The organism is Arthrobacter sp. Y3223164, from assembly GCF_059091005.1.
This window is the reverse complement of the sequence record NZ_JBNHGF010000001.1, coordinates 17,481-30,924: the sequence shown is the minus strand read 5'-3', so window position 1 is coordinate 30,924 and position 13,444 is coordinate 17,481. Positions and strand designations below refer to the sequence as shown.

Here is a 13,444-nt window from a genome sequence, read left to right as displayed (position 1 = left end):
GTCCACCTGAGGCCTCCACTTCGGGCGCGTCAATGGTTCCGTCGCGCGGAGTGGCATGCCGGCTCCTCGCTCCCGCCCGGTGCAGTCTCGACCTGCAGAAGCGGGGCAGCTCTCCACATAGGAGGATGTCATCTTGGCGATCCGGCGGCCGCCAGCAGGATGTTCAGCCCCTCAGCGGTCCACCCCGAGTTACTCGCGGCGCTCGATAGGTCACTCGCGCCTTGTTCGAGCAGAGCCTCGATGAACAGGATGGGACTTCCGGATAAACCGAGGCCGCAAAAGGCCCGTAGGGCAGGCACGTGATGCCGGTGGACGCCCCGCGGGTCGCGCGAGCCACGGCCACGGCCCTCGGGTTTGTTGAGCTCAGCCGGGGCGCCCTCCACAGTTCACTTTCGGGACCCCCGGCTCCTTCTGGTCTAGTCGTCCCGAGACTGGCAGTCGAGGCAGAGGACCCGGCTCCCCTCTCGGGCTGTGTTGGCCTCGAAGGCAACATAGCTCAGGTCGCAGACATCGCATTTGACCCGCACATTCCAAAGATCCTGAACTTCGGAGCGGACGAGATCCGGCTGCCGAGCCTTACGCGCACTGAGTCCTGCAGCACGGATGATCCAGTAGAGCAGCATCGAGATTGCCAGCGAGACAATCGGGGCGAGCGCTGACAAGGTGGGAAGCTGAGTTGGCAGCTGGAGAAGGACGATTCCCACGGCTGACGACACTACCCAGACCACAAAGCCTGGGGCCACGGCCCGCAGACGTGCTGGCCTGAACTCCGGTTCTGCGTCCCTGTCGATGATCCAGTGGGTAATCATGATGCCGACCCAGGAAACGAGCAGAACTGCCTGCCAGGCCAGGGCCAGAGCAATATAGCTGAACACGTTGGTGAACATGAGGCCGAAGACCACTGCCAGCAGAACGATGACCCAGGCTCGGCGGGAGAGGTTCCGTCGGCTGAAGTGTGCGACGAATCGTTCCAGGTTCACGCTGGCGAAGTAGAAGTTCGCGGAGTTGATGCGCACCTGGCTGACAATGATGACAATCAGCCCGACAGCGCCGATGGAGGTGATGATCCCCTGGACGACCCCGGATTCGGAGCTGGCGTCGGGCGCGGCCAGAGCGACGATGAAAATGCCTACGAGTCCGTTGAAGAGGAAGGCGATGCAGTAGAAAACCCAGCCGAAGCTGACGAAACGGTGGAACTTCGTGTCTTCCTTGCGGCCGAAGCGGGCCGCGTCCTGGGTGTCGGGGAAGAGGAGCCAGACACCCATGTAGAGGACGAACACGGTCAGCCATCCCGGAACCGCCGTGGTCGGCTCAGCGGGCTCGAATGCAGACCAGTCACCTTCCCAGCCGAACCGTACGCCGGCTGCAATGACCGCGATGATGAGTCCAAAGAAGTAGATGGGCAGCGAGATGCCATTGAGCTTGCTCAACCATGTCTGCATGCCTCCGAGCATCAAGGGCCACATCCCTGCGATGACGATGGCGTACCACACGCGGATGTCCCACACCTGGAAGAACGACTGCAAAGCGACAGCGAGCACGCTACTTTCGAAGACCGCGTAGTAGATGGCTGCCGTGGCAATCAGGAACGGGGCCAGAGCGGCCCCGCGGAAACCGAAGAGATCGCGGGAGAGTAACGTGGAGTTCAGCCCCCACTTGATGGCTTCCCTAGCACTCTTGGCGCCAAGTACTGAGTACACGACAACCGTCAAGACTATTCCGATGATGGCCTGCTGCACGCCGACAAGGCTTGCCGAGAGGGCTCCGTAGTAGACGAACGCCAAGGCACTGGCGATCGATGACCATCCGCTGAAGACGGCCCACTTATTGAGGCGAGCGGTCGGTGGGACGACGTGGTTCGTGTACTCTGCCTGGCGTTGCTCCTCGACCACGCGGGGATCGTCCGAGCCGCGAAGCTCGAGCGTTGGACGAGGCTGTGCGTGGATCTCGTCTGAGGTGTTCATTTCCGTCACCTTGCTTTGTTGATGGAGTGCTTTTCTGTTGCTCGGGCACCGCAGGCTTCCGCCTGGGCCACTCCTGCGGGAGAAATGGCGGTTCCTTCCGCAATGATCAGTTGCTGGCCGGGTCTGGAAACGGTGGTCCACCCTGAGTCGCTTGACGGCACTCCGAACGCCTCCACTGTCTGAATCCTGTCCCACGGTTCATGATTCGTTTCCGCCCTTCCTCGGAAACACCCGCTACAGGAATCGATTTAACATTCATTAAGGAGATGCGTCAAGCATCGGCCTAACTCGGGCTTCGATCGGCGGAGTGGTGTAGAAAGCCCACCCGATAGCATGTCCGGAGCGGTGTCGGCGGGACCGGAGGATAGCGACACCCCGATATCAGCTGAGAATGCTCCTGCATGAAGCGGTCTGCCGCGACAATGCAGCTATTCCTTCCAGCCCAACCTTCGGTGCGGCAGAGCACGGCGGCTCATATCCCCCCGGCGGGCAGGTGCAATAGAACGCGGCACAGGTTAGCTGCCGCGAGCTCGAGGAACCCGGCGCCGTCACTCTGGGAAGGCCCGTCGGCCGTGGTCATCGCTGCGGAAGCGGAGAGGCAGGATTGTCGCTCCAGAATCCGGCCTGTACGGGGAGCAGGTGGCGGGCAAACCAGTCTGCTGCAGCAGAACTTGCCACGTCAAAATAGGAGGAGTACACGGAGTAGTGGTCTCCAGGGACCAGAAGCAGCTGTTTCGGGTGATGCGCCCTCTGATAGGCCTCCTGCTGGAGATTTGTTGGGGTCACCGTGTCCGAATCCGCAACGATCATCAGGAGCGGGGTGGGCGCGATCCGTTCGACGAAAGCGCCGGGTTCGTAGCCGCGCGAAAGTTCCAGTGAGCGGACCGTCACCGAGTTGCGCCAGTTCTCGCAGACCTGTCCCTGCCCCCACATGTACTCATAGGAGTCTCGGCCCGGGTAAGCGACGGCTGCAGCCGGTTCCGGACTGACCATCGGGATGGCAGCAGCATCCGCTCCGGCAAACCGTGCCTCGCGTTCTTCCTCGAACCAGCGCTGTTGGTGGAGCAAGTCCTTGCTCGACAACTTCTGCCGCGCCGCGCGCCAGCCGCTGATCGTGGGCACCTGTGCCACGACGCAGCGAACCCGTCGGTCCAATGCAGCAACCACGAGAGCGTGACCGCCGCTGTAACTGCTTCCCCATACGCCGATGCTTCCACCGTCCACATCCGGCCGGGAACGAACGTAGCTGATAGCCGCTCTGAAGTCCTCCACCTGCCGGTGCGGATCTATCTCCTGACGTGGCTCGCCGTCACTGGCTCCGAGATTGCGGAAATCGAAGGTCAAGGCAGCGAAGCCACGGGCGACAAACGCGGCCGCATAGTCCTCCAGGTCACCGCCCGCGACCATGCCCCAGCCGTGCCCAAGGACGATCACCGGCCAGGGTTTGCTCACACGGACAGGCGCGTAGTAGGTCCCTCGGACCGTACAGCCCTCTACATCAAATGCGACCTTCTCCCCGGCTTGCACGGCCTGATCCTGACTTACCCCTGGATATGCCACAATCACCACTCCCTAATAAGTTCGACAAATTTTTGCAAAGTGATAGGTCGCTGGCCAAGACGAGCCCCAATAACCTACTTGTCCAGCAGACCCCTTGACGATGCCGCGGAGGTGGGCCAGGGCCCGGTTGGAGGGGGCAGGCTCCTGCTCGCCCGCCTCTTTCCGCCTCCCTCAGAGCTGTTGAAGGGTGACCGTCTCTGAATTGCTTATTTAGCGTTAACTCAAGTATTGATCAAGGGTACAAAGCATTAGGAACAGGATCAAGAAACGCCTGCAATTGTCTTTGGACGACGCACGGGGTTGAACCGTGGAGGCCGGTCCATGGCCGTGGAGCATCGGGCTTAGGGCACCCCCGACGCTGAAGGACAAGGCCGGACTCACCTCCAACAGGACCTCGAGCGTTTTGAGCGTCGAGTGACCGCTTTGCGTGGAAGTGCGCAGAAACTCATAGGACTTTGTGATCCAAGGCGGCCCCTCGTGCCACTCCGATCTTTGTGATCTCCCGGTGAGTGTCGGACGCATGACACAGCTTAGGTTCCCAGCGGAATCATGGCTTCCGGAAGTGTCCCCACTACGATCAGGTTGGCGGTCCGGCCCAACAACAAGCGGGTCACTTTGGGCTGCGGGACAAAGCGCATGCGGTGCAGCCGAGTCCGAGCCCCAGAACGATAAAGCCCAAGACAAGGAGCGCTGGAACGCCACCTGCTCCTTCCAGGATGAAGCCTGCTCCGAGGGGCCCCACGGAGAACCCCACTCCGACCAGTAGATTCGTCGTGCTCAGTGCGTGCGGGGACCCTCCGCTCGCGCTTCGTTTCGCCCGGCCAATCCCGCATTGCCCATACCTGACCTTGCTGACGCCATGGCGCGAACGTGCGGCGGACATTTCGCATAAGCCGGTCCTCCACCGCGACACTAGATGGCCACTCCCCCGCCGCGAAAATTTCCATGCAAATTCTGACTACGCCGATTCGCGTATACCCCGCCCGCAAAAATGTCCCGCTTAGGCCGCTCAACCGCTACAGTTGAGCCCATGCCAGCACACGTCGTCGGTTACGCCCGAGTTTCGACCAATGAACAGGACCTCACCGCGCAGAGGAACGGACTCACCGCCCTCGGTGTCCCCGACGACAGGATCTTCGTCGATCACGGACTGACCGGCAGGAACATGGAACGGCCCGGCCTGCGCGAAGCCCTCGCAGCCGTCCGCGACGGCGACACTCTGGTCATCACGAAACTCGACAGGCTCGCCCGCTCCCTGCCCGATGCCCGCGACATCGTCGAAGAACTGACAAAGAAGAAAGTGAAGCTGAGCATCGGCGGCTCCGTCCACGATCCCACCGATCCCGTCGGCCGACTGCTCTTCAATGTCCTGGCCATGGTCGCCGAATTCGAATCCGACCTCATCCGGGCCCGCACCCGCGAAGGCATGCAGGTCGCCAAAGCCAAGGGCCGGCTCCGCGGCAAACAACCCAAACTCTCCAAAAGCCAGGAGGCCCACCTTGTCACCCTATATAAGGGAGGACAACACACCACCACCGAAATCGCCGAGCTCTTCAAGGTCGCCCGCAGCACGGTGTACCGGGTCGTGCAGCGCACACCCTGAACACCACCAGCCGGAGGATAACAGGATCCAGCGCAGCCCCTACCGCTCCACAAGTTCGGCGCGGGATACCGGCACAAGAACGACAAGGACTGCCTGCATGGTCAAAGTGTTTTTAGTGCGTCAAGGAACAGTTTTCTTTCAAACGGTTCAAGGGCTCGCACCCTTGGTCCGGCATCCAAGCTCTTGAAGCCGGCGACCAATTGATCCAAATTGTCATAGCGTGGCATGGCAGGTACAAGTTTCTTCGATACCTGTGCCGGTATCCCGTATTCCTCGGCGGTCAGTAGCAACGGGTTCAGAAATCCGGCTTCCATCCTTGCAGCGTAGGCTTCAAAGTTTCCGGGTTCCATGGAACGTCGGGGAAGGACCTCCTTTGCAACCCTGTCCAAAGCACGGATGAGAGCCGGCAGGTTATGGTCTATCCAAAAGCGCACGAAATCAAAGGCATCCTCGACCTTCTCATCAAGTTCTTCCGCTATTTTTCCGGGTTCCGTCGCTTTGACCTTTTCCGATATGCGACCGATGAACGCCTTCAGGTCACCATCGCAGCCCGCGAGCTGCAGTGTCAGGAACGTCAAGTGCTTGGCAGATGTTGCCAGATGAGACTGCAGCCCTCTACGAGGGGGGATGAAGTCCCAGATGAGATTAATGACCGGTTCCAGTTCATTCCAGCCGGGTGCTGCACCCTTCCATTGAAGTTCCGCCAGTACCCGGGCAGGGGCCTTCATCAGGTGTTCAGCAAGGGTGATCTGGGCTTCCGGATCAATGCCGGCATTGAGCCGCATCGTTTCCTGGCTGAGAACACTTTGCTCAGTCACGGGACGCAAGCGCTCCTGCGAACGCTCGGTCCGGTCTTCCTCATCAATGGATAACAACAGGGAATCGGATGCGCCGTCGCTCTGGCTGATACCCGGCATGTCGATGCTCGGCAGTTCAAACTGCGGCGGTTCATTGAATAGGAATATCTTGCCGACAAAATGTTTCAGCATTCGGCCGCCGCGCCCCCTGATGTTGGCGAACGTGAAGAAGTCGTAGGCATCCTTGGCTATGTTCTTGTCGAGGATGATGATGTTTTTAGCGGTGGTATTGACCCCTTCGATCAGGGTACTCGTGCAAACCAGAACGCCAAGTTGCCCGTCGTCAAAGCCATTTACCAGCAACGGTCCCATCCATCGTGGCAGTTTGCCGTGATGAACGCCTACACCGATTTCCAGGGACTTCGGTAGGCTCCAATTTCTACTGTAGTTGCGCGATAACCAGTCGGCAGCGTCTGCCATGCCCGGACCGTAGCCGCCGTCCGGCGCGTCTTCCCTAAGCCACCGGGAAACCTTCCGTGCTTTACCGGGGCTTTGACAATAAATCAGCGTCGGACCGTCATTCTCCTTGATGATCCGCTGTATCTCAGCCCTACGGGTGGTGTCGTTCTTGTTGTGCTTGGTTTTGACCTTGAACGTGTCTGCAGCAACGGTAGCGTAATCGGTAATCATTAGGTTGGCACGAAGTTCGGTTGGCAGAGCGGAAGAGAGCGCCTCGATGATAGGGGCGGCAAGGTAGAACTGCGCGTTCGTTTTCATGAGGCGATAGACAGCCTGGTTCAGCAGTTCGCTCCGGACAGACTGATCGTTGAGTTTGTAAAACTCATCAACGAAGAAGAAGTCAGGTTCCGGCATGTCCTTGATTGCCAGGTACCGTTCCTGAGTCAGGACGAAAAGGTTGCGCTCCGCGTACGTCTGCCCGGGATGGGTTATCACCTTAAATCCATCAAACTTGCGGCTGAGCCGCTTCCGGATCTCGTCGATTAGGGCAAGGGTGGGAACCACCATGACCACGTTGTCGTATCTGTCAGAAGCGATCAGGGCATCCATGACCAAGGTTTTGCCGAAACTGGTCGGTGCAGAAAGAATGACGTTTTCGCCGTTCATCAGTTTCCGGTAAACCTCGGCCTGGACCCGGTGAAAGACAACGCCTTCCAGCCCATCGGGTCGATGCAGTTCCATGGCGATAAGGTCAGCAAGTGGGAGCCGGCTGGCATCCAACGTGTCCATGTATGGAAACAAACCCTGGTCGCGCGCCAGCGACAGTAGCAACGGCAGTTCGGTCTGAAACTCGTCGGCCCTATCCAAGGCCCGGATCACCAAGTCCTGAACGTCTGCGTTCTTGCCGTGGATCGCTTTTAGGGATGCGATGTCTGCCAGCAGCGAGAACTCCTGTCCTTCAATAGAGGGTGCGGCTAGGAGCGCTTTTACGGCTGGAATGCTGCTTGCCATGATTTGAGCCTCCCATCAAAAGCATCGAGCAGGTCAGTCTTGGTGTTCATAGGCATCAGGATGAGTTGCACCCGCACTTCCCGTGGCAGTTGCTTGGCGGTCAGTTTCTGGCGGAAGGTCTCCCACTCCGCACGAAGATGTTCCGCAATCTCAGCCTTGTATTCCGGTGAACTGGTTTGATGCTTGCCAGTGATGTCGCTGTCAAAGGTAATGAAGACTGGGATGACTACCCGTTCAAAAACTTCGTCCAGACTGACCTGCCGCGCCAGCAGTGATTTCAGGGTATCCGCGTGTTTCCATGAAGGATCGATCTTGGAAGAAATAGCGGCAAATTCCGTGCGCAAGTACTGCTTGTCCAGATGATCCTGGAGTTCTGCCAGCACCGCACGAATGGCACCGGACCCATCAGTGAAGAACTTCGATTCACCAAGCCAAAGTTCCAGTTCGCTGCCGTTCTCGCCGGCTTCACTGGTTTCAACGATATGGACTGCGTCGAAGCCCTTCACCGTGTCATTCGGTGCGTCCTTGAAATAAATGCGGCTGATGGCTTGCTCGCTGTTCAGGAACCGCCGCAACACCATATGCAGGAGCAGTTCCCCGATCTCACCGCGGTTCTTGTATTTTTCCGAGGTGTAAATGAGCGATATGGCTTTTGCCATGAGCGCCATGCCGTTGGACAGGGTGAAACTGGCCCGTTCCTCGTGGGTTAGTACCCAGTCTGCCGCCCAGTTGAGCATGTCAAGTGAAAGGGCGTCATAACGCCACTTCTTCTCCTCGTGACCGGCACAAACGCCCAGCAGGGAAACTGCTTCGTCAATTTCCTGGACGATGATACTCAGTACCGTTTCCGGCAGATTTTGCTGGTGTGCCATGCTCCCCCGTTACGAACCGGAAGACTTCGGGATTTCCACGGACAGGAAACGAAGAGTCGCGGTGCTTGTTTAGATCAAAACTAGCACCGGGCGTACATGGGACAGATGTTAGTGAGCCGCGGCTGAGGAAAACGTTACGCACTCGGGATCAACCCGTATTTTGTTGCTTCCTTCTCGCACTTTAGCCGCCCCTAAGGTGCCGACACCGACTGTCGAGGCGTAGATACAAGGCGTACATATCAGGGCATCTTGTCCGCAGAAACTGCCAGCGGGAGACTCCCTGCGCTCTCGGTAAAGGCTGCTCTGCGTTATGTTGAGACGCAGGAGCGGGAGACACATTGACAAGACGTTCCGAGCAGGCCGAACAACCCGCTTCTCACTGCTCCGGTCCGGATCTGGATCGTCTCAAGAAATGGTCCTTTGCTGAATGCCTGTCCGATCTTTTTTCGGGGTGACGTGCTCCCACCGCCGATGGCCTGCGTGATGTTACTCGCAGCCCACGCCGTCTCCGTCCCGGTCCAGCCGGGAGCTATATCCGGGATCACCCCAGCGGACCGGTGCTGCCCCGGCAGCCCGGGCTGCGGCACAGTTGGCGTATCCTCCGGCAGGTGCGGAACCGGCGCCGCCCGTTCCGTAACTGCCCTGCCAGATGTAGTAGGCCTTGCTACTGGCAGCCTTGGCCGCATAGTTCGGGCCTTTGGCGGTGACTTTGACGCTGATGTCCGAGAACTGGTCCTTGGACGTCAGGGTATACGTTGACCGAGTGGCGCCCCTGATCGTGTACCCGTCTCGGTACCACTGGTAGGAATATGACGTCGGGGTTGGGGAAAAGCTGCCCCTCGCTGTCAGGGTTCTGCCGACCTGCTTGGTTCCGGTGATCGTTGGGCCTGTCCTGACCTTGAAAAGGCCCTTGCCGATTTTGAAGGCCTTGGTGGACGCACTGCGGTTCGAATAGGCAGTCCGCTTAGCCGTGACCTTGGCAGCCACCTGCGCGCCGACATCGGAAGCAGTCAGCAGGTAGGTGGATCTGGTGGCGCCCGTGATCTTTATACCGTTGCGGTACCACTGGTAGGAATGGGAAGCCGGTTTCACCGAGTACGTCCCGGGAACTGCCCTGAGCTTATAGCCTGCCTTTTTGGTTCCTGTGATTCGGGGTTCGGAGACGACTTTGAACGTTCCTTTTCCGATTTTCGTGGACCTGGCCGTCGATTGGGCTGCCTTGTATCCAACCAGTGTGGTGGTGGTTTTTACTGAGACGACACGGCCAAGATCCTTGGGGGTGAGCTTGTACCGGGCTTTGACGGCACCCTTAATGGCCTTGCCCGAGCGGTACCAAATGTAGGTGCTCTTAGTGCCCTTCGGCCAAGCGGCTGCCGCGGTGAGGGTTGCACCGACCCGCTCGGTGCCGGTGATTCTCAGCTTCTTGGTCGGGACAAGTGCGCAGACCGTAACCATTCTGGCTGCCGAGGTGCGTTCAGCGGTGCCCAGGTTGTTCAGGTTTCCCGTGATGCGGACGGCTATCCTGGTTGAAAGATCTGCCGGGGAGATCACGTAATTCCTGTCCGAGGCTCCCGAGATGGCTCGTCCGTTACGCATCCACTGGTAGGTTAGCTTCGTTCTCGAGGGTGTCCACGCTCCGGGAACCGCAGCCACGGTCTGTCCGACACAGAAATTCCCGTCCATCGCCGGAACGGGGGCGGTGTGGATCAGCGGGGCGCCGATAATGCCGAAGGTCGCAGTCGCTTGGGTTCGCTTGGACTCATCCCAACCATTAGTGGCATGAACTATCAGTGTCAGTTCCTTGCCCGCGGAATCCGCCGGCAGCCGGAAGGCATCACCTGGTGCCCAGTCCCAATGGAATGGCCAGCCGTCCAGATACCACTCAAGATCATCGGGCGGACCCCCCTTAATTCCATCCTCCCGCACGGGATCCACCAGGTTGCCCGCCGTCAATTCGCCCCGGAGTCCGGGCACGTCAGCGGCCGTGAACAGGTGGGCCCCTGGGTCCACGTCGTCGTACTCGGAGGTAGTGGTGATTACAACGTTTTTGGGTGGGTTAAAGACTTCCGCTGCCTCGGCTGACGGCAGCGTAAGAATCGGTGACAGCAGGACCGCCGACAATAACACGGCTATGCAGGCGCGCCACGGCGACCTTGCCCGCACCAGCAATGGCTGGAGTAACTCTTGTGTCACCCTATCCCCCTGTTTTCAATTCTCCACGGCTGCAGGACTCTTCGGCCTGCCCTCAGCAAATCTGCACGATGCGCACCGGCAGGCAGTCGCTTCCGACGCCTCTTCTCACTATCCCTATCGGCACGAAACTCCCTCCGGTCAGCGGGCGGCTTGCGTACTTGATCATTTCGGCGCCCTTGCCTGTTCCGAGGCACCCGGTTACTGTTCGATCACCGTATGGCGGGACCGAAGCGAAGCCGCTGGAGCCGCAGCCCGGATATTAGACCGAAACGCCACAAAAGAGCTGGAAATGCCGGGAACCCGGGCACGGCTGTCAGCGCCGTTATCGCGACTCTCCCCCAGATTAGACAACACCAATCCGGGAGCGGGGAGGCTTGAATGCCGATAACAGCGCATATGTTCGTTGGGGTTACCGCACTGTGGCATTCCACCGCGTGCACGAAGAGCCGACTCATGCGCGGCGGAACGGGGCCGCAGCCACAAGTGTGATGCGATTCAGCGGTAAGACACTACACAGGGATGGTTGTTATTTAGCGGGCAACTCGTCCTGGTGACCTGGGTGTGTCCCTCCGCTGTGCAGCGGCGGAACGATCAGGCCGCACAGGCCAATGACGGCGGTACACGAAGCAAAAGGGTGAAAGCGGTGCTGCGAGGGCTAATTATCCGCCCGGTGCCGGCAACTGGAGCCTGCGCGGGCCAGGCTTTGCCGCCCGTTCACCCGGGCGTGGCGGAACAGGGACCGGTCGGTCATACGGAAGTCCTAGCTTGAGGGATTGCTTCCAACAGCAATCACCCTGGCGAAAGGAACCTGTATGCCTTCCCCTGTCTCCCGGCGTCGTCGTGCCCTGACGGGCGGCAGCACCGCCTTGGCCCTGCTGGCACCGCTGGCGTTCTTCGGCGTGCAGATCGCTTCGGCGGATCCGCCGAAGCACTCCGGCGCGGAGGGCAGCCCGCCGGCCCATGCCCCCGCCAAGGGTCACCGCGGAGACAAGCCCGTCGATGACGATGTGGACCCCACGACGTACGTCGGCGGTCCCGACGTCGTCACCGAGGGCGAGACCGAAGGGGATGTCTTGGATGGTGTGGTCTTCGATGACGCCAACCAAAACTCGGTCCGGGATAAGGGCGAGAAGGGCATCCCCGGGGTGGCGGTGTCCAACGGCCGCGAGGTGGTCCAGACCGATGCGGAGGGCCGCTACGAGCTGCCGGCGAAGGACAAGGACACCTTCTTCGTCACCAAGCCCGCCGGCTGGGACACCCCGGTGGATGAGAACAACATCGCGCAGTTCTCCTACACCCACGCTCCCCAGGGCACCGCCGAGCAGGAGTTGCGCTTCGGCGGCCTGGAGCCCACCGGGGAACTACCCGCCGCGGTGAACTTTCCGCTGACCAAGAATCCATCCTCGGCTGGCGAGGACATTCGGTGCCTGGTGCTGGCCGATCCGCAGGCCTACTCCAACCAGGAGATCTCCCATGCGCGCAACGGTGCCCTGCGCGAAGCAGCGGCCTATGATGCCGCCGACTGCGGCGCCCTGTTGCTGGGCGATATCGCCGGCGATGACCTGGGCATGTACGACCGGGCGAAGGAGGCCCTGGGCCTGATGGGCATGCCCGTGCGCGCGATCCCCGGCAACCACGACTTGGACTTCGACGCCACGGACGCCCGGTGGTCGTTTGATACCTACCGGCAGCACTGGGGACCGGAGAACTACTCCTATGATGTCGGCGAGGTACACGTGCTGGCGCTAAACAACGTGAAATACCCGTGCACGCCCGAGGACGACAACGCCGACGGCAAGCGGCCGGCCTGCGAGGACCCGGCCGGCGCCCCGGCGTACAACGGCCGCCTCGGGGAAGACACCTTGGCCTGGATCAAGAAGGATCTGGCCACAGTGCCCAAGGACAAGCGCGTCGTGGTCGCCACGCACATCCCGCTGGTATCCCACTCCGGCGCTGACAGCGCCCAGCACCAGACCGACGACGTCCGCACACTCTACGAACTCCTTGAAGGACGCGAGGCGTTGTCCCTGTCCGGTCATTCGCACTGGATCGAGTCGATGGCCGAGGGAGATTCCCTCGGGGCATGGGAGGAGGCCGTGGGGGTGAAGGCGGTGCCGTTCGACCACATCGTCGCCGGCGCCGTGTCGGGAGACTGGTACGCCGGGGACTACGACGTCAACGGCCAGCCGATGAGCTTCCAGGGCGACGGCGCGCTGCCAGGTTTCTGGACCTTCGACTTCTCCGGCACGGACTACCGGCATGCCTTCCATGCCACCGGCCGGGACGGCGACCAGATGGGCCTGGGTCTGAGCTCCCCGCACTACCGCCACTGGGCGCAGACCCTGATCGACTGGCGCGACGAGCACCCCGTCACCTGGGAGAACAAGCACAAGGACGCGGTGCCCCCGCTCACACTGGGTGATCTCGGGGATCAGAACATGATTACCCGCGACGACCTGGACGGGGGCACCTACCTGACCGCCAACGTCTGGGCCGGCACCACCGACTCCACCGTCACCGTCTCAATCGACGGTGCCGAACCCGTCACCGCGGAGATCACCCAGCCTGCGGCGGGTGAAGAGGTCCGGCGCGGCGTCGAGTGGTCCGACCCGTCGGCGCTGATCCGCCAGCTCACCAGCGCCCGGATGTCCTACCAGTCGACCTCGGGGAACCCGGAGGCCCAGGGCCTACACCTGTACAACGGCCAGGTCTACGGACCCTCCGCACCGCGCCCGGTGGAAGGCAACCTCGCCGATGGCTCCCCGCACCTGTGGCGCATCCCGCTGTCAGCCGACCTCGAGAACGGCATGCACCTGGCCGAGGTGGCCTGGACCGACCGCTACGGCAACGGACACACCGAGACCCTCGCCTTCGAGATCGTCGACGAACGGCCACAGCAGAGCTTCCGGCTGGACACCTTCGGCGAGGACGTCGTGTGGTGATCCACGGTCCTCGACCAGGCCGTCGGCAGCGCGGGCGGAAAGC

At 60.7% G+C, this 13,444-nt stretch carries 7 protein-coding genes; 2 read left to right on the top strand and 5 right to left on the bottom strand.

Annotated elements, in window-relative coordinates; genetic code table 11:
* Window positions 1–416: 416 nt before the first annotated feature.
* Entirely contained in the window at window positions 417–1,964 is a 1,548-nt protein-coding gene (locus tag AC5RUJ_RS00120) for a purine-cytosine permease family protein (protein WP_494127675.1), read from the bottom strand.
* A 576-nt stretch (window positions 1,965–2,540) separates the two neighbouring features.
* The gene (locus AC5RUJ_RS00115; RefSeq protein WP_494112239.1) at window positions 2,541–3,491 is read right to left on the bottom strand and encodes an alpha/beta hydrolase; all 951 of its coding nucleotides are present in this window, start codon (window positions 3,489–3,491) and stop codon (window positions 2,541–2,543) included.
* A 1,063-nt stretch (window positions 3,492–4,554) separates the two neighbouring features.
* Between AC5RUJ_RS00115 and AC5RUJ_RS00110 the strand changes: the two genes are divergently transcribed.
* Window positions 4,555–5,127: a recombinase family protein gene (locus AC5RUJ_RS00110; RefSeq protein WP_494127677.1), complete on the top strand. Its 573-nt coding sequence runs from the start codon at window positions 4,555–4,557 to the stop codon at window positions 5,125–5,127.
* A gap of 101 nt (window positions 5,128–5,228) precedes the next feature.
* On the opposite strand, the gene AC5RUJ_RS00105 is transcribed toward AC5RUJ_RS00110, so the two are convergent.
* From AC5RUJ_RS00105 to AC5RUJ_RS00095, 3 genes are all read right to left on the bottom strand, one after another.
* Complete coding sequence (locus tag AC5RUJ_RS00105) at window positions 5,229–7,394, bottom strand: DEAD/DEAH box helicase (RefSeq protein ID WP_494127678.1); 2,166 nt, start codon at window positions 7,392–7,394, stop codon at window positions 5,229–5,231.
* Window positions 7,370–8,266 (bottom strand): HamA C-terminal domain-containing protein, encoded by an 897-nt coding sequence (locus AC5RUJ_RS00100; RefSeq protein WP_494127679.1) that lies wholly within the window; start codon window positions 8,264–8,266, stop codon window positions 7,370–7,372. The genes AC5RUJ_RS00105 and AC5RUJ_RS00100 overlap by 25 nt, the downstream gene beginning before the upstream one ends.
* Window positions 8,267–8,752: 486 nt before the next feature.
* On the bottom strand, window positions 8,753–9,862 hold the full coding sequence (locus AC5RUJ_RS00095) for an excalibur calcium-binding domain-containing protein (RefSeq protein ID WP_494155529.1): 1,110 nt from the start codon (window positions 9,860–9,862) through the stop codon (window positions 8,753–8,755).
* A 1,409-nt stretch (window positions 9,863–11,271) separates the two neighbouring features.
* Here AC5RUJ_RS00095 and AC5RUJ_RS00090 point away from each other — a divergent pair.
* Window positions 11,272–13,401 (top strand): calcineurin-like phosphoesterase C-terminal domain-containing protein, encoded by a 2,130-nt coding sequence (locus AC5RUJ_RS00090; protein ID WP_494127680.1) that lies wholly within the window; start codon window positions 11,272–11,274, stop codon window positions 13,399–13,401.
* Window positions 13,402–13,444: the final 43 nt, after the last annotated feature.

Excerpts from the sequence above, each read along its gene's own strand:
- AC5RUJ_RS00120 (WP_494127675.1), bottom strand. The coding sequence starts at position 1,964 with ATGAACACCTCAGACGAGATCCACGCACAGCCTCGTCCAACGCTCGAG.
- AC5RUJ_RS00090 (WP_494127680.1), top strand. The coding sequence starts at position 11,272 with ATGCCTTCCCCTGTCTCCCGGCGTCGTCGTGCCCTGACGGGCGGCAGC.
- AC5RUJ_RS00100 (WP_494127679.1), bottom strand. The coding sequence starts at position 8,266 with ATGGCACACCAGCAAAATCTGCCGGAAACGGTACTGAGTATCATCGTC.
- AC5RUJ_RS00105 (WP_494127678.1), bottom strand. The coding sequence starts at position 7,394 with ATGGCAAGCAGCATTCCAGCCGTAAAAGCGCTCCTAGCCGCACCCTCT.
- AC5RUJ_RS00095 (WP_494155529.1), bottom strand. The coding sequence starts at position 9,862 with ATGCGTAACGGACGAGCCATCTCGGGAGCCTCGGACAGGAATTACGTG.
- AC5RUJ_RS00110 (WP_494127677.1), top strand. The coding sequence starts at position 4,555 with ATGCCAGCACACGTCGTCGGTTACGCCCGAGTTTCGACCAATGAACAG.